This is a genomic window from Variovorax sp. V116 (genome assembly GCF_041154435.1).
GTDB classification, from domain to species: Bacteria; Pseudomonadota; Gammaproteobacteria; order Burkholderiales; family Burkholderiaceae_C; genus Variovorax; species Variovorax paradoxus.
Genome location: NZ_AP028661.1, coordinates 2,083,419 through 2,099,145, shown reverse-complemented (window position 1 = coordinate 2,099,145; position 15,727 = coordinate 2,083,419). Strand labels below are relative to the sequence as shown.

General features: G+C 57.0%; 14 protein-coding genes. 2 read left to right on the top strand and 12 right to left on the bottom strand.

The window, feature by feature from the left end:
- Window positions 1-27 precede the first annotated feature (27 nt).
- Both ACAM58_RS09935 and ACAM58_RS09930 read left to right on the top strand, forming a co-directional pair.
- Window positions 28-462, top strand: a complete 435-nt coding sequence (locus tag ACAM58_RS09935; RefSeq protein WP_062361985.1) for a low molecular weight protein-tyrosine-phosphatase — start codon at window positions 28-30, stop codon at window positions 460-462.
- Entirely contained in the window at window positions 459-2,714 is a 2,256-nt protein-coding gene (locus tag ACAM58_RS09930; RefSeq protein WP_369664393.1) for a polysaccharide biosynthesis tyrosine autokinase, read from the top strand. Before ACAM58_RS09935 ends, ACAM58_RS09930 begins: the two co-directional genes overlap by 4 nt.
- A 56-nt stretch (window positions 2,715-2,770) precedes the next feature.
- Here the strand turns inward: ACAM58_RS09930 and ACAM58_RS09925 are convergent, their stop codons facing one another.
- The 12 genes from ACAM58_RS09925 to ACAM58_RS09870 all read right to left on the bottom strand — a co-directional run bounded on the left by ACAM58_RS09925 (window position 2,771) and on the right by ACAM58_RS09870 (window position 15,358).
- Window positions 2,771-4,765 carry a polysaccharide biosynthesis protein gene (locus tag ACAM58_RS09925; protein WP_369664392.1) on the bottom strand — a complete coding sequence of 665 codons (1,995 nt, stop codon included), beginning with the start codon at window positions 4,763-4,765 and terminating at the stop codon, window positions 2,771-2,773.
- A complete protein-coding gene (locus ACAM58_RS09920) occupies window positions 4,762-5,166 on the bottom strand; it encodes a VanZ family protein (protein WP_244883347.1) in 405 nt (134 codons plus the stop codon). The genes ACAM58_RS09925 and ACAM58_RS09920 overlap by 4 nt, the downstream gene beginning before the upstream one ends.
- The gene (locus ACAM58_RS09915) at window positions 5,163-6,341 is read right to left on the bottom strand and encodes a DegT/DnrJ/EryC1/StrS family aminotransferase (protein WP_369664391.1); all 1,179 of its coding nucleotides are present in this window, start codon (window positions 6,339-6,341) and stop codon (window positions 5,163-5,165) included. Before ACAM58_RS09915 ends, ACAM58_RS09920 begins: the two co-directional genes overlap by 4 nt.
- 2 nt (window positions 6,342-6,343) lie before the next feature.
- Window positions 6,344-7,006 (bottom strand): acetyltransferase, encoded by a 663-nt coding sequence (locus tag ACAM58_RS09910; protein WP_369664390.1) that lies wholly within the window; start codon window positions 7,004-7,006, stop codon window positions 6,344-6,346.
- The gene (locus ACAM58_RS09905; protein WP_369664389.1) at window positions 7,003-7,620 is read right to left on the bottom strand and encodes a sugar transferase; all 618 of its coding nucleotides are present in this window, start codon (window positions 7,618-7,620) and stop codon (window positions 7,003-7,005) included. Before ACAM58_RS09905 ends, ACAM58_RS09910 begins: the two co-directional genes overlap by 4 nt.
- On the bottom strand, window positions 7,617-8,660 hold the full coding sequence (gene galE, locus ACAM58_RS09900) for a UDP-glucose 4-epimerase GalE (RefSeq protein ID WP_369664388.1): 1,044 nt from the start codon (window positions 8,658-8,660) through the stop codon (window positions 7,617-7,619). The genes ACAM58_RS09905 and galE overlap by 4 nt, the downstream gene beginning before the upstream one ends.
- Window positions 8,657-9,811 (bottom strand): glycosyltransferase family 4 protein, encoded by a 1,155-nt coding sequence (locus tag ACAM58_RS09895; RefSeq protein WP_369664387.1) that lies wholly within the window; start codon window positions 9,809-9,811, stop codon window positions 8,657-8,659. Before ACAM58_RS09895 ends, galE begins: the two co-directional genes overlap by 4 nt.
- Window positions 9,808-10,992 (bottom strand): hypothetical protein, encoded by a 1,185-nt coding sequence (locus ACAM58_RS09890; protein WP_369664386.1) that lies wholly within the window; start codon window positions 10,990-10,992, stop codon window positions 9,808-9,810. Before ACAM58_RS09890 ends, ACAM58_RS09895 begins: the two co-directional genes overlap by 4 nt.
- Window positions 10,993-11,119: 127 nt before the next feature.
- Window positions 11,120-12,019 carry a hypothetical protein gene (locus ACAM58_RS09885; protein ID WP_369664385.1) on the bottom strand — a complete coding sequence of 300 codons (900 nt, stop codon included), beginning with the start codon at window positions 12,017-12,019 and terminating at the stop codon, window positions 11,120-11,122.
- Complete coding sequence (locus ACAM58_RS09880) at window positions 12,020-13,276, bottom strand: lipopolysaccharide biosynthesis protein (protein WP_369664384.1); 1,257 nt, start codon at window positions 13,274-13,276, stop codon at window positions 12,020-12,022. It abuts the gene before it with no gap.
- Entirely contained in the window at window positions 13,273-14,274 is a 1,002-nt protein-coding gene (locus ACAM58_RS09875; protein WP_369664383.1) for a polysaccharide pyruvyl transferase family protein, read from the bottom strand. The genes ACAM58_RS09880 and ACAM58_RS09875 overlap by 4 nt, the downstream gene beginning before the upstream one ends.
- Window positions 14,240-15,358, bottom strand: a complete 1,119-nt coding sequence (locus tag ACAM58_RS09870; protein ID WP_369664482.1) for a polysaccharide biosynthesis/export family protein — start codon at window positions 15,356-15,358, stop codon at window positions 14,240-14,242. The genes ACAM58_RS09875 and ACAM58_RS09870 overlap by 35 nt, the downstream gene beginning before the upstream one ends.
- Between the last annotated feature and the right edge of the window lie 369 nt (window positions 15,359-15,727).

Sequence of the window (15,727 nt, the reverse complement as noted above, 5' to 3'; positions counted from 1 at the left end):
TTTTTCCTTCAAAGAAAGGCGGACCCGTTGAAATCCGTTCTTGTCGTTTGCATCGGCAACATCTGCCGAAGCCCGATGGCGCATGTCCTTCTGGCCGATGCGCTGCCAGAAATCACCGTTTCGTCAGCCGGCACGGGTGCGTTGATAGGCCACCCCGCAGACCCTATCGCCCAAGAGCTGATGGCCGCGCGCGGCCTTGACCTGAGCGCCCACCGCGCGCGCCAGATCACCCAGCCCATGTGCGTGCAGGCCGACCTGATCCTCACCATGGACGACGGGCAGCGCCGCCACATCGAAAACAACTACCCGCTCACGCGCGGCAGGGTCTTTCGGCTGGCCGAAACGGCCAAGCTGAACATCCCCGATCCCTACCGCATGGGCCAGGAAGCCTTCGAGCACGCACTTCAACTCATCGACGCCGGCGTCAAGACATGGGCCGAACGGATTCGGCAATTCAAATGAACACTCCTGCTGTGACTACTTCCAATGCTGCGCGCGTGGGTCAGCCAACCACAAGCGCAGACGACGACGGCGAGATTCCCCTGTCCGAGTGGATCGACATATTGATCGACCGCAAATGGCTGGTTGCGGCTGTCACCGCGCTTGCACTGGTGCTCGGCGCGGCTTATGCGCTGCTCTCCACCCCGGTTTACCAGTCCAACCTGCTGGTCCAAGTCGAGGACGCCGCACCCGATGCGAAGGGGTTCCTCGGTGAAACCTCCAGTCTCTTCGACGTGAAGACGCCTGCTACTGGCGAAATCGAGGTCATCCGCTCGCGGATGGTGCTAGGTGCGGCAGTGAATCAGACACGCGTCTACATCGACGCTAAGCCGCGCTACCTACCAATAATTGGCCCTTGGTTAGCGCGACGGGCCGCTGGGCTGTCGGAGCCCGGCTTCCTTGGGTTCGGCGGCTATGTCAACGGCAAGGAAAACATTGGAGTCGCACGCTTCGACGTGCCACCGGAATTTGAAGACGAGGCGCCCTTCCTGGTCACTGCACAGGGCGAAGGCAAATACACGTTGACGCATGAAGCGCTGGACCAACAGCTGAGCGGGACCGTCGGGCAGCCGCTGCACCATGTGCTCGAAGATGGCACCATCGATCTGCTGATCGACAAGCTCGATGGGAAGCCCGGTGCGCAATTCGTCGTTTGGCGTGCCTCTCAGTTGCGCACCATCGAAGATCTGCAGAAGCGTCTGCAACTCAGCGAGCAAGGTCGGCAATCGAACGTCATCAGCGCGGCGCTGGAAGACAGCGACCGCGACCGGCTTTCTCGCATTCTCAATGCCATTGGCGAGCAGTACGTACAACAGAACGTGGAACGCAAAGCGGCCGAAGCACAAAAAACATTGCAGTTCCTCGACGAACAATTGCCTGAGTTCAAGCGACAACTAGAGGCTTCCGAAGATGCCTACACGCGCTTTCGCAACAAGAACGGCACCGTAGCGTTTGACGAAGAAGCTAAGGGCGTGCTGGCTCAGACCATCGAGCTGCAGACCAAGCTTCTTGAAACCCAGCAGAAGCGTCGAGAACTCGCCGCACGCTTTACCGACAGCAACACGCGCGTAAAAACCATTGATGGGCAGATAGCGGCCATCGAAAAGGAGATCGGCGGACTGAATGCTCGCGTGAGCCGCATGCCCACGATGCAGCAAGATGCTCTGCGCTTGGAGCGCGATGTGCGAGTCAACAGTGGGCTGTACCAGTCGCTGCAGAACAATGCACTGCAATTGCGGCTGGTGAAGGAAGGCAAAACCGGCAACGTGCGTTTGCTCGACAAAGCAGTCAAACCCAAACAGCCAGTCAAGCCGCAGAAGCCTTTGATCCTCGCGCTGGCACTGGTGTTCGGACTTCTGGCCGGGGCGGTTGTGGCTATTGCGCGGAGTCAATTCTTTTCCGGTATCCGAGATCCGCAAGAAATCGAAGCGCACACCGGCCTAGCCGTTTATTCAGTTGTTCCCTTCACCGCCGAACAAATCACGCTCGACCAAAGCGTCGCAGCCGGCGCCAAGGGTATCCAATTGTTGGCAGTAACCCACCCTGACAGCCCACCCGTTGAGGCGCTGCGCAGCCTGCGCATCGCGCTGCAGTTCGCCACGCTCGAAGCCGGCAACAACCGGGTGCTCATCACGGGTGCAACGCCAGGCATTGGCAAGAGTTTTGTTTCAGGCAACTTCGCGGCCATCATGGCGCATGCCGGCAAGCGCGTGTTGCTGATCGACGCCGATATGCGCAAGGGCCACCTGAACAAGCAGTTTGGCCTGCCGCGTGATGGCGGCCTTTCAGAGCTGCTGGCTGGCGAGCTTTCGGCACAGCAAGCCATCCGCGCGCAGGTGCTGCCCAACCTCGACGTGCTGACCACCGGCAAACTGCCTACCAATCCGGCCGACATGCTGATGTCGGAAAGTTTTGTGCGAATGCTGGACGTGCTGTCCGCTCAGTACGAACTGGTGATCATCGATACGCCGCCAGTGCTGGTGGCTGCCGACACCGCCGCAGTGGCACCCTACATGGGCGCAGTGTTGCTGGTAGCCCGGGCCGATCAAACCCAACTTGGCGAACTCAACGAAAGCGCCAAGCGCCTCGCACATGCGGGCAAAGCGGTCAGCGGCGTGATCTTCAACGGCATCGACCTGACGCGGCGCCACTACGGCAGCCATGGCTACCGCTACGGTGGCTACAGGTACACCACGTACAAGTACAACGAATAGGCCCGCGCTTCGGGCGGGCGCGGCGCTGGGGCATGCCCCGGCGCCGCAACAAGAGATCAGACGGAAGCGAGCACCGGCGGGGGCACCGCAACGCCGGAGGCGACGGAATCAGGTGCAACCGATACCGGGGCGGGCAGCAGGTCATTCTGGCGTTCAAGCTCCATATACACCCAGTCGACCACCTCTGCGTGCGGGCGGTAGCCACCCAAAAGCTGCTGCAGCTTGCACTTGATTGCAGGCACGTCGTTGAGCTCCAGCAGCGCACCCAGCTCATCGATCTGCCGGGTCAGCTCTTGCCAAGGCGGGCATGCCTCGTGCGCCTTCATCACGCGCGGATGGGCGGTGGGCATCGCGTTGTCGCCAATCAGCAGCTCTTCATAAAGCTTTTCACCGGGCCGCAGCCCGGTGATCAGCAGCTCGATGTCGCCTTCGGGGTTTTGCGCATCGCACACCGTGCGGCCTGACAGTTCCACCAGGCGGCGCGCCAGGTCGATGATGCGCACGGGCTCGCCCATCTCCAGCACAAACACGTCTCCGCCCTCGGCCATGGCACCGGCCTGGATCACCAGTTGTGCCGCTTCAGGAATGGTCATGAAGTAGCGTGTGATGTCTTCGTGCGTGAGCGTGATCGGCCCACCCGCTTCGATCTGCTGGCGGAACAGCGGCACTACCGAGCCGCTGGAGCCCAGCACATTGCCAAAGCGCACCATCGAGAAGCAGGTGCTCGGGTTCTGCTGCGCCAGGCCCTGCAGCGTCATTTCGGCCAGGCGTTTGCTGGCGCCCATGATGTTGGTCGGCCGCACCGCCTTGTCGGTGCTCACCAGCACAAACTGGCCCACGCCATGGTCACGCGCCGCCAAGGCCGCGGTGAGCGTGCCCAGCGTGTTGTTGATCAAGCCTTCCACCGGGTTGTGCTCCACCAGCGGCACATGCTTGTAGGCCGCCGCGTGGTAGACCGTGTGGGGCCGCCACACGCCCATGATCTGGCGCATGCGCGCCCCATCGCACACAGAGGCCAGCAGCGGCACCACGTTCAGCGCAGGCGCCTTTTGATCCAGCTCACGGTGAATGGCATACAGCGCGTATTCGCTCCATTCCACCAGCAGCAGCACCGAGGGCTTCAGCTGTGCAATCTGGCGGCACAGCTCGCTGCCAATGGAGCCCCCTGCACCGGTCACCAGCACCACCTTGCCGCGCACATGGCGATGCAGCAGGTCTTCGACCGGCGCCACCGGGTCGCGGCCCAGCAGGTCTTCGATATCGACCTCCATCAGGTCCTTGACCTGTACCCGGCCCTGCGCCAGGTCAGCCATGCCGGGGAGTGTGCGCACGTGCAGGTGCAGCGACAACAGCTCGTTCAGAATTTGTGCCCGGCGCCCTTGCGAGACCGACGGCAACGCCAGCAGCACATCTGTAATGCCCTGCGTGACGGCGTTGGCCTTGAGCCAGGATGCCGCGTAAATGGGCAGCCCATTGAGGGTGCGGCCCTGCAGATGCGGCGAGTCGTCGACAAAGCTATGCACCACCATCTCAGGGCTGTGCGCCAGCGCCGCAGCCAACTGGCGCCCGGCCTTGCCGGCACCGTAGATCACCACCTGCGGCAGCGTCTTGCTACGCAACAGCTGCGAATACAAGCCGCCCAGCCAGTAGCGTGCAGCCAGCCGCGAAGCGCCCACGGTGAACAGCAGCAGCGCAGGCACCAACACGCCCACCGTGCGCGGAATGCCCTCCACGCCGACCAAGGTGAACATCATGACGTAGCCCACGCTGAACAAGGAGCAGGCGCGCCCGACCGCCATCAACGCCGCACTGCCGGCGTACCGGAAAATTGCTCGGTAAAGGCCCGTGATCACGAACAGCGGCAGCGCCAACATGATCGCGCCCGCTACCGCCAGCCAGTGCACGCCCGCCAGTTCTACCCACCTGTCGTAACGCAGGCTGAGTGCCATCCACACGCACAGCACACACAGGCCGGCGTCCACCGACAAAGCCAACACCCGCTTCAAGGGTCGTGGCATTGCCAACACAGGCTGGGCCAGACGATCGATCATGTGGATTCCCTCGACAAGTTCTTATCGCTACGCCGGCGCTCCAGCAAGAACGCCAAGCCCGCGCCCAGCAGCAGCCCCACCCAATCCGCCAGCAGATCGGTAGCCTCGGCAACGCGATCAGGCGTCAACGATTGCAGCAGTTCGATGAGCCCGCCATAGGCCAGCAATGTGGTCAAGACGATGGCCGTGCGCCCGGGCCAAGCCAACTGGCCCAGCAGCCCCAGCACCGCAAAGCCCAAGGCGTGATTGCTTTTGTCCCAGCCAGTCGAAGGCAAGGCAGAAGCTACCGAGGACGGGGCCAGGCTCAACACCAGCAGCGCGAGCATTGCCAGAGCCAGCAGCCAGCTCCACACCGCGGCACCGGGCCGCGGCCACCAACTGGGTGCCGCATGGAAGTTCATGTGGCGCTCGCTTCTTTCAGCACTTGCCCAATGGCCGCGCAGCTCGCGTCCATTTCCGCTGCTGTGAGCGTTGGATGCACCAGGAACATGACGCTGGTTTCACCCAGCGCACGCGCCACCGGCAAGCGCTCCGCCGGCCGCCAGCCGGTGCCATCGAAAGCCTTCTCCAGGTACACCTCCGAGCAGGATCCCTGATAGCAGGGCACGCCCAGCGCCTGGACAGCATTCACGATACGGTCACGGTTCCAGCCGGGCGCCAGCCGCTCGGGCTCAACGTAGGCATAGCACTTGTAGTGCGCATGCACGCTGCCTTCGGGCAGAGTCGGCACGCGCACCGCCGCGTGCGGGCGGCAGGCCGCCCACAGCGCTTCTGCATGGCGCGTGCGCAGCGCGGTCCAGTCGGCCATGCGGCGCAACTGAATGCGGCCGATCACGGCCTGCATCTCCAGCATGCGCCAGTTGGTGCCGAAGCTTTCATGCAGCCAACGGAAGCCGGGCGGATGCTCGCGCTTGAACACCGCATCGTGGCTCTTGCCGTGGTCCTTGAATTCCCACATGGCGCGCCAGAGCGATTCGTCATTGGTGGTGACCATGCCGCCCTCTCCGCCCGTGGTCATGATCTTGTCCTGGCAGAAAGACCAGGCGCCCACATGTCCGATGGAGCCGACCGCCCGACCCTTGTAGCGCGAGCCATGTGCCTGTGCGCAGTCTTCGATGACCTTGAACCCATGCTGTTCGGCCAGCGCCATGATCGGATCCATGTCGCAAGGCCAACCGCCCAGGTGCACGCAGATCACTGCGCGGGTGCGCGGCGTGAGCACCCGCGCAATGGTGGCCGCTGAGAGATTGCCGCTGTCGGCCTCGACATCCGCGAATACCGGCGTAGCACCCGCGTTGACCACGCAAGAAACGCTTGCCACGAAGGTGCGCGGCGTCACCACCACTTCGTCGCCTGGACCAAGGCCCAGTGCCTTCAGCGCAACATCCAGTGCCAACGTGCCATTGGCCAGCGCCACCGCATGCGTCGTGCCTGTCCACAAGGCAAACTCCTTTTCGAACTCGCGGCATTCCTGACCGGTCCAGTAGTTGACCTTGTTGGAGAGCAGCACGCGCTGCACGGCTTCAGCCTCTTCGGCGGTGAAACTGGGCCAGGGAGAGAACGAGGTATTCAGCACAATCAACCTTTGGGAGAAAAGGGACGGGCGGGGTTGCCCACCACGGTGGCGCCGGCCGGCACATCACGCGTGACCACGGCGCCCATGCCCACCACGGCACCGCGCCCGATGACCAATGGCTTGCCCGGACGGCCCTGCTTGATGACCGCACCCGAACCGATGTATGCGTGGTCTTCGATGACCACATTGCCGTTGCACTTGGCGCCCGGCGCAAAGGTGACAAAGTCGCCAATCACGCAGTCATGCTCGACGTAGCTGTAAAGGTTGGCGTGGAAATGCCGGCCGATGCGGATGTTGGAGGTGAGCGTGACGAAGGGGCTCAGGGCCGCGCCCTCCCCAAGTTCCACGTCGTCCATGCGCACGACGTTGCTCGCGCTCACCGTCCAGGCGCGCACGCCATCCGCCTTGCAGCGCTCAGCCAATTGTTCGCGCACCTTGCTGTTGGCAATGGCCAGAACGACATGGCGCTCGCTCGCTTCTTGCTGCAGGAATTCCGCATAGCGCAGCACCCGCTGACCATTGACCACAGGTTCAGCGGGTTGGTCATCTATGAAAACAAGCCGCGTACCAGCAATGCATTGCCCTGCCAGTTGCGCACGCGCCAGCGGCATCACGCCACGGCCGCAGCCGCTGGCACCGTAGACCGCAAACAAGGGTTGCGTCATGACCCACCTCCGCGCGAGGTAGCGGCAGAAGAGCCGGTGAAACGCGGCATGGTCGCCTCGCCCGCCGCAGAGATCCCGTCGCGTACCAGCACCTTACGCACCGTGAGCCACAAGATCTTGATGTCGAGCCACAGCGTGCGGTTGTCGACGTACCAGACGTCGAGCTTGAATTTTTCTTCCCAGCTAAGTGCATTACGGCCGTTGACCTGCGCCCAGCCAGTGATGCCCGGGCGCACTTCATGGCGACGCGCTTGCTCGGTCGAGTACAACGGCAGGTACTCCACCAACAATGGACGCGGCCCCACTAGGCTCATCTCGCCTTTGAGTACGTTCCAAAGTTCGGGCAGTTCATCCAAGCTACTAGCTCGCAAAAACCGGCCAAAGCGAGTGAGCCTCTGCACATCCGGCAACAATTGCCCATTGAGCCCTCGCGTATCCGTCATTGAACGGAACTTGATTACCTGAAAAGGCTCGCCATGCAGCCCCGGCCGAACTTGGCGAAAGAGCGCTGGACTACCGAGCTTGCGGTAGACCAGGCAAGCAAGCAGCAACAACGGAACAACCAGTACGCAGAGGGCGGTAAGGGATACCAGCACATCCACGACCCGCTTCATAGCGCGCTCCCTTCAGGTGCCAAGCGATAACCAGAAGGGTTGTTTTGCTGCCACCGCCACGCGTCCGCCACCATCTCCGCCAAGCCACGCTCGGCCTTCCAGCCCAAGTCGCGCAATGCCTTGCTCGGATCGGCCCAGCATTGCGCCACATCCCCTTCCCGCCGCGGTGCTATTTCGTAGGCAGTGGCGCGCCCACTTGCACGCTCGAAGGCTTGAATAACCTCCAGCACTGAATAGCCACGCCCAGTGCCCAAATTCCAAATGCCTAGACCCGCTTGTCGCTCCAACACCCGCAGGGCACAAAGGTGCCCCATTGCCAGATCAACAACATGGATGTAGTCGCGCACCCCAGTACCATCGGGCGTCGGGTAGTCATTGCCGAAAACCTGTACGGCCCTCATTCGCCCTATCGCCACTTGACTCACATATGGCAGTAGGTTGTTGGGAATTCCGCTTGGATCCTCGCCGATTAGCCCACTTGCATGAGCCCCAATCGGGTTGAAGTAACGCAACACGGCAATACGCCAGCGCTCATCGGACCGAGCTAAGTCTTGCAGCAACTGCTCAACCATCAATTTCGAGCGGCCATACGGATTGGTCGGCACGCTGACGGGGCACGATTCGGCCACAGGAATGACGGCGGGGTCACCGTATATCGTCGCCGAAGAACTGAAGACCAGACGGTGTACGCCTGCATGAGCCATGGCCTGACACAACTCAAGCGTACCCGTCACATTGTTGGCGTAATAGTCGAGTGGCTCGCGCACGCTTTCACCTACGGCCTTAAGCCCTGCAAAATGCAGCACGGCTTGGATGGACCTCTCGGCGAACATGTGTGTCAACAAATCCCTGTCGCGGACATCGCCTTGGACCCAATGTGGCGCACGTCCAGCAATTTGCGCCACGCGTCGCAAAGCTTCAGGTGAGCTATTGCTTAAGTTGTCAAGCACACATACGTCATGGCCCGCTTCTAACAACGCTAGGACTGCGTGCGAACCGATATATCCAGCGCCGCCAGTGACTAAAATCTGATCTTTCATCGCCCGATTCCTTGTGAATCACCTTGGTAATTCAGCATCAATTCAATCAATCGGCGATTGACCTTATGAACATCAAACCGCTCTTCAGCTAGGCGACGGCTCTCGCGGCCCATCCGGCCAATCAACTCTGGGTCGTTAATAAACTTCGCCATGGAAGCAGCTAAAGCTTGGGCATCACGCACGGGTACCAAAAAACCATTGACCCCTTCAACCACAGTTTCACGACATCCTGGGACATCCGTAGTAATGATTGCACGGCCCATAGCCATCGCTTCTTGTGTACTCATGGGCACACCTTCGCGATAGGAGGGAAGTACGTAAACGCTACTCTGCGCAAGCCAAGGAATAACGGGCACATGGCCAGGCCACTCCAACACGCCTTCATTCACCCAAGCATCGGCTAGCTGTCTCGGCAAGCTACCGGGATTGGGATCCACGTCCCCTAACAGGACGAAGCGCGTCTCAGGATGCCTCCGTTTAACGATTCGAGCCGCCTCCACAAATTCAAGTACGCCTTTCTCGCGAAGCAGACGCGCAATCAACATAAAAGTGACTGGCTGCTTCAAAAAAGGCATGGGCTTCCATTTCGCTAGGTCGACACCAATTCCTCCTAATAAGTAGGATTTAATACGAGGCAGTAGCCCTTGATCAACAAATTCGGCTCGATCGTCTGGGTTTAGGAAAATTGCTCTGTGCGCTTTAGATAGGGCGAGCTTGTATAACGAACGAACACCCAGTCGCAGCAATCGTCGGCTGATCGAAGGCGTATCCCCATTAGGAGTAAAAACGAAACCCAACCCTTCAATCATTGCGATGCGTCGGGGCACTCCCGCGAGCCACGCGGCCAAAGTCCCGTAGATCACAGGTTTGATCGTATACACAAGCACAATATCGGGACGCTCCCGGCGCATTACACGATACAAAGAATACAGCGTCTGCACGTCTCTTAAGGGATTCATTCCAGCGCGTTGCATCGGAATTTCATGTGCCTCTACGTTTTTCCTCACCAGCTCGTCCCGTAATCCCGGAACTGAATCAATTTCCGGTGCTGCGGCGTGCACCTCGACCCCCATCCGTGCGACCGCATCGATCAACGGACCGCGGAAGGAAGAAAGAGAACTAGGGAAGCTCGCAATAATCAGCAATTTCACGAAAAACCAGCCTTATTCACCGCAGGTATCGCTACTTCGTTATCCAACGGTATTTGTCGACGTGACCTACCAGTCGCAGAAAGCAACAGAAAAACCAGCATCGGAAGAAACATCCATTTTTGACGAACAGATATACCTAAATTGGCTGTCGTCATCGAGAGAATGCCAAGGCACGCGATCACGTACCACGACATAAAAATCCGATCCGGACCTTGTAGGCCTTTTCTGCGGTTTAAAAATCCCCAAGCGCCAAGCCCCGCCAGCAGCAACAGCAACACGTTGTCCAATGACGCCGCCAATGCGAAGGCGCTATGCGCCTCGAACGGCAACGGGCGGAACACATAGGTAAATGCCCGCGTCACAGGATCCATTGAAGAAATGTCGATGCTTCCGCCACCTTCTCGGTTGTATCCCTGTCGCTGCTCTATGTAGTCATTAATTTCAGCCAAACTATCCGTATTTCGCAGCCCCGCATAGTTGAGAGCAAAAGGCACCATCACCGCCGACGCCAAGAGGACCAAGAGCGCAAAAATCAGCCTACGACGAGTGTTGACTCCGGATCCGAAGGCGAGCGATGCTCCAACAGCCAATAAAAGTATGCCTGCCATATGCGGTCGGACGACGAGCATTACTCCAATCGCCGTACACATTAATACAGCGCGGCGACGAAGATCCAGTGCAGACCAAAGCGCCAAACCAGTGGCCATAAACGCCAAGGAATCCTTACCCAAAGCGCTGGACCAAAAGCTCACAGAAGGCAGTAGTACGACTAAGTAGCCCAAGCGCCGAACCCATCGGGGCTTGCCTATCAACCCTGAACGGAGACTGCCGTGAAAGGCAAGCAAGCCGATCACACCGAAGCAATTGAAAACGAGATTTACGCCCAAAAAGGAAAGGCCGAACAAATGTATGAAAGGTGTTGCGATAACTGAGACAGCCGCAGTCCCCAACTCCCATTCACGAAATAGCAACGCATCTTGGTAGTACCCTAATGCATCGCCACCGTTTTCGAGCACATAAAACACATAAAAAAAACAGAATGCGGTGTGCCAAAAATACAGAAACACAGCACGACTGCGTCGCAGTTCAAATTTTCTGCCGACCCAAACGGCCATCACCAATCCCATAATGATGACGAGTGTCGCGCCAAAGATGTGCCAAGGCGTTTCAACTAATTTCATAGCGACATCGATCGTAGACAGCTCTAATATTTATGGGATCGCACTTCGGCGGGGCGAGTTTGCCGGACACCCGTAGTCCAAGACAGAAATTAGAAATTGGAAATCTGGCGCCATGATGCAAGCAACATTAGCCAAAGTTCGCAAGATTTCTTATTCTTCTCTCAATGCCAGATCTTTCGATCACCTTGTCCCACGAGTAACCATCGATAGCTCCGCAAGAAAATTGAAAGCCCTCAAATTGCTCCCTAGAAGAGACATCTTCGAGATTCATAAATTTTGCGGAAATCGATTTTTCAAAGCACGTCACCCACTCATATTTATTTGTGACCACGCCCAATCCAAGGGCACAATATTCAATTACCTTCGTGCTATCCTGAATATTGAATGGGTACACATTAGGTGTAAAGTTCAACCCGAATCTAGCCCTTGCCATTATTTTGTAAGACTCTTCAAGGGAAACTCGACCAAAAAAACTGATTTGACCATTCGATAGTGACGAAAATTCGCAAGCGTCTTTATCGCTATTTCCAACCACGGCAATAGAAAGCCCAAGTTTCGCGATTTTCCCAATCGCGTCATACACCCCCGGCCTCCCCGTCGATCCAGAATAAACAAGATCAAAATCCTTATCGGATTTTTTGTACTTATCAACAAGATTCTGGTCGAACCCCATCCCTCTGGTGCTATGCGAAACACTTTTCAGAAAGAAAAGGTTTTTCCTTACCTTTTCGCTAAGAAAAACATAGTGCTCGCCGCGGACATTGAAAACCCGCTTAATTAAGTTCTTCCAGACCGAGAATCGACCGGTCGAAAGCGAATGGTATTCCACAATAACGTTCGATCTCGGAATTCTCCAAAACGGAAAGAATCCACAAAGAACAAATAGCACGTCAGCATATGCGCATGCCAATCGAACATCTGTAAAGTCTGCCACTTCAATTCCGCCGCTGCTCGACAGATAGCTTTTGTAAGCAACAATTTCCGGATAGAAGGCACTTCCGGGATGCAGGATACCGACTTTAATCATTTAGACAATTCCGACCCGCAATCCGTTACATCGATGCCTATACCAAAGCAAGGCCTTCACTAGAACGGACCCGATACTTGTAGCGACAGCTGCTCCCACGACTCCCCATTGCGGCACAAGAGCAACGCACAAAACAATCACGACGACTACCGCCAATATTTGCGAGCCAAGCAGAAACTTCCGTCGCGCGACATAGGTGGAAACAGTAATTCCAAACCCGAAAAAGGCGGCCAATCCTTGGCCCACCATAAGAATAACCAGCGCCAATACACCTTGTTCCATAAACTCAGGCTTTACCCCAAATAGGGAGAAATAGTACTTCCCAAGCAACAGCGCACCGAATATCCCCCCCCCGGAGACAATCAATAGAAAGAGAGAGTATTTTTTGCAAATCTCCCCGATTTCTTCGAATCTTCCAAGTTTTACGCACCGGACAATCTCTGGCGTCGCGACCAAAATTATCGACTGCCCCACGTATGTCAATATATTCGTCGCCGTCTGCGCGATTGCATAGAGCCCCAAGATTTCTGCGCCTGCTAGGTCGCGCACTAGAAATCGATCTACTTGCGCCACAAGAAGGACTAGAACCAGAGAGCCGGTCACAGCAGCACCATTTTTGACCAAAAATCTCCACCGATCCCTCACATACAGGATGGAATTTGAAATACTCCAAGCATTCGACAGCAAGCTAAATTTGAGAGCGAGCCCCACGGCAACTGCAAGCAACAAATATGAAGCTAACAACGATACAGATAAGTTATTTTCTTTATCAGTCGCACTAAGAAAAAGATAACCAACGATGACGCATATCAACGGAACCGCCGGCCTAACAATCTCATCCAGCAGCGAATTTAGTATCTGCTTTTTTTTTGCAAGCAAGAAGGATGTTTTGACCGAAAAGATCGAGAGAACAGCGAACAGCGCAACGACGGGCGAAATTTCTTCGAGATTAAATCTCTTGGCTACCACCAACATCAACGGGAAAACAGCAAGGCACGAGAGCAAACTAATGACAATCATCGCCAGCGGGCGACCCGAATCTCCGTTTGGGCCCACTTGATAGTCCATCAAATACGACGTCCCCAGCCCCCACGACGAGACAAGCGCGCCGACATTTGCGATGGTGAGCGCAAGACTATAAAGCCCTAATACTTCTAAACCGTAGAATCGACTAATCAGGGCGACCGTTAATACAGAAAGGGCAGCACCAATGCCTTTGGCCGCAAACACAATCGCAAGTTGAATTTTTTGATTCACTTAACCAGCTTCGCATGAGAAAAGTTACTCATACTCAATTCATACACCCCTTTTATTTTGTAGTAGCTATTCTCATGCAACGTGACTTTCTTTCCGAGAAGGCATGCTGCGATTCCTACATGCAGCCTATCCGTATGCAATTCGTCGTAGAGATTCACCAAGCTTAAGATTCGCTGTGCACTCCGTATCGAATCCTCTTGAGTGTTGGAACCCAACGCCGCCACCACCGATATATCGTCGTATATCTTCCTTTTCACCTTCAAATTTGAAGATGCTTCAGCATCACATCTAAAGGCGTTTATTTTTCTCACAAACTTGGATTTCAGTTTGTGATAAAAATAAATCAGATGACGCGTGATGTTTTTCCAATCCAACCGCCCCCACGTCGTTGGCAATTTGTTCAACCTTGCAACGTCAACATAGAAGGCAACGTCATCTCCGAGCAACACCTTATGAGGAGGAAGAAGCGATAAACAATACTGATACGAATATTTTTCTCGGCAGATTATTCTTGTATTTTCTGGAAGATTTTTAAGTACAGCGTCGACCTCCCGAATAGACTGCGGGAGGATTAACAGATTAATGTCTCTATGTTTTGAGAGGCTACTCAGAAATCTTGAAGTTGCCTGCCACTCTGGAACGATCGTGCCTCCGCCCGCCACAATAACGGTATCTCCTGGCTCAAGCCCGCTCAATCCCTCGAGATTTATTGCTTCGTAGGTGAGTCCGATGTTCTCCGCCAGGAAATAAAACCCAACATTTATTAGTGCGTCGCCGCCATTCCCGCCGTTGGCATAATAGAAAACCGCGCCCGTTTTATTGTTCGCGATCTCTCTTAAAATTTTTTCAGTGACATTCATAATCGGAAATTTTTTTGCGACTACCCGGTAGCGTGAAATCCGGAAACGGTAATAATCAGAACTTAAATGCAGCGAATAGCTACAACGAAATTTAGAACTGTTATTACTGGTGCCGATCTGCCACTGCGCTGCCCACATTGACCACTTGGGCTGCGGGCAAGATCAGGCTGACGACGCGGTTCCACTTCACCAGCGGCACCGGGTCGATGTAGACCACGTCTTGCGGCTCCAGGCTGAACTGCCTGGCCAGCACCATGGCGGCGGGGTTCTTGGCGTCCAGGTGGAAGATCGCGGGCAAGCCGGTGGCACCCTGGCGGATCACATAGATCTGACCGGGGTTGGCGGTGGTGAGCACCGGGCCACCCGCTTCGCCCAGCGCCTCGTTCAGGTTGAGGCGGCCATTGCTGCGCACCGTAAGTGCCGAGGGGCGCAGGATTTCGCCCATCACGTACACCTTGGCGTCTTCGCGGCTTGCCACGTTGATGGTGTCGCCGTTTTTCAGGGGAATGTCATTTCCATCGCGGCCGGCTTCGCGCAGACGCGTGAGGTCGATGTCGATGGACTTGCCGCCGCGCACCAGGGTGACGGCCGAGCGGTTGCCATTGGCGGTGATGCCGCCGGCGCGGTTGATGGCCTCGCTCAGCGTCATGGGCACGTCAGTGAAGATCTGCGAGCCGGGTACACGCACTTCGCCTTCTATATAAGCACGGCGGCTGCGGAAGGACTGGATGCGCACGGTCACTTCGGGCTCGCGCACCTGGGTGACGATGAGCTTGGAGATCAGGTCGCCGGCCTCGGCCTCAGTCAGCCCCGCCACCCTGACGCGGCCGACATACGGAAAGGCGATTTCGCCCACCGAATCGACGATGAAGCCCGGCGCCGCGCTCACGCCGGTGGGGTCAACCTGCTGCGAGATGACAGCGCCGGCATTGGGCAGCAGCTCGGGGTGGTCATACACGATGACGCCAACCACGTCTCCGGGGCCGATGGTGTAGCGCTGCGGCTTGCCGAACAGGGCCTGCACTTCAGGCGGCACGCCCTTGGGCGAGGTTTTGGCCAGCGTGCGCACAAGGGCCGGGGTGATGGGGGTGATCCGGTCTTCGGGTGCGGCGTCGGGCAGGTACTGGAACTTGGGGGGCAGGTCTTCAGCGACCTGGTACGGCTCGACGGTACCCATGCCCGGAGCCACGGCGCAGCCCTGAAGCACGGCCACGCCCAACATTGCAGCGGCAATCCATGCCGCCGCGTTCACTTCTCGTCTCAAAACAGTCCCCTGGTTGTTGCAGCGAGGCCGACCACGGCCCAAACAGGGATCAGCTGTTGCTGAATGCTCCTCCCTGTACCTATATTTTATCTTTTGTAGCTAAACGTTTGTATTAAGAAAGTGATGCGGATCACTTTTCCACGAAAAGCTAACGGCTTTTACGTTTTGCTACCCATTAGTCTATCAAAATGTGATGGATGCCCTTGCTGGGCAAAGTTGATAACCGTTAACCGTGGGATGCACGAGGTAGTAGGGAGAAACGAACAAGTTGTCATCCCACGTATTGGGGAGGCCGGCGCTTTTATTCAGCGCCGCTGCTGCATTCCT

Excerpts from the sequence above, each read along its gene's own strand:
- ACAM58_RS09920 (WP_244883347.1), bottom strand. The coding sequence starts at position 5,166 with ATGAACTTCCATGCGGCACCCAGTTGGTGGCCGCGGCCCGGTGCCGCG.
- galE (WP_369664388.1), bottom strand. The coding sequence starts at position 8,660 with ATGAAAGATCAGATTTTAGTCACTGGCGGCGCTGGATATATCGGTTCG.
- ACAM58_RS09885 (WP_369664385.1), bottom strand. The coding sequence starts at position 12,019 with ATGATTAAAGTCGGTATCCTGCATCCCGGAAGTGCCTTCTATCCGGAA.
- ACAM58_RS09930 (WP_369664393.1), top strand. The coding sequence starts at position 459 with ATGAACACTCCTGCTGTGACTACTTCCAATGCTGCGCGCGTGGGTCAG.
- ACAM58_RS09925 (WP_369664392.1), bottom strand. The coding sequence starts at position 4,765 with ATGATCGATCGTCTGGCCCAGCCTGTGTTGGCAATGCCACGACCCTTG.
- ACAM58_RS09875 (WP_369664383.1), bottom strand. The coding sequence starts at position 14,274 with ATGTGGGCAGCGCAGTGGCAGATCGGCACCAGTAATAACAGTTCTAAA.
- ACAM58_RS09890 (WP_369664386.1), bottom strand. The coding sequence starts at position 10,992 with ATGAAATTAGTTGAAACGCCTTGGCACATCTTTGGCGCGACACTCGTC.
- ACAM58_RS09870 (WP_369664482.1), bottom strand. The coding sequence starts at position 15,358 with ATGTTGGGCGTGGCCGTGCTTCAGGGCTGCGCCGTGGCTCCGGGCATG.
- ACAM58_RS09905 (WP_369664389.1), bottom strand. The coding sequence starts at position 7,620 with ATGAAGCGGGTCGTGGATGTGCTGGTATCCCTTACCGCCCTCTGCGTA.
- ACAM58_RS09910 (WP_369664390.1), bottom strand. The coding sequence starts at position 7,006 with ATGACGCAACCCTTGTTTGCGGTCTACGGTGCCAGCGGCTGCGGCCGT.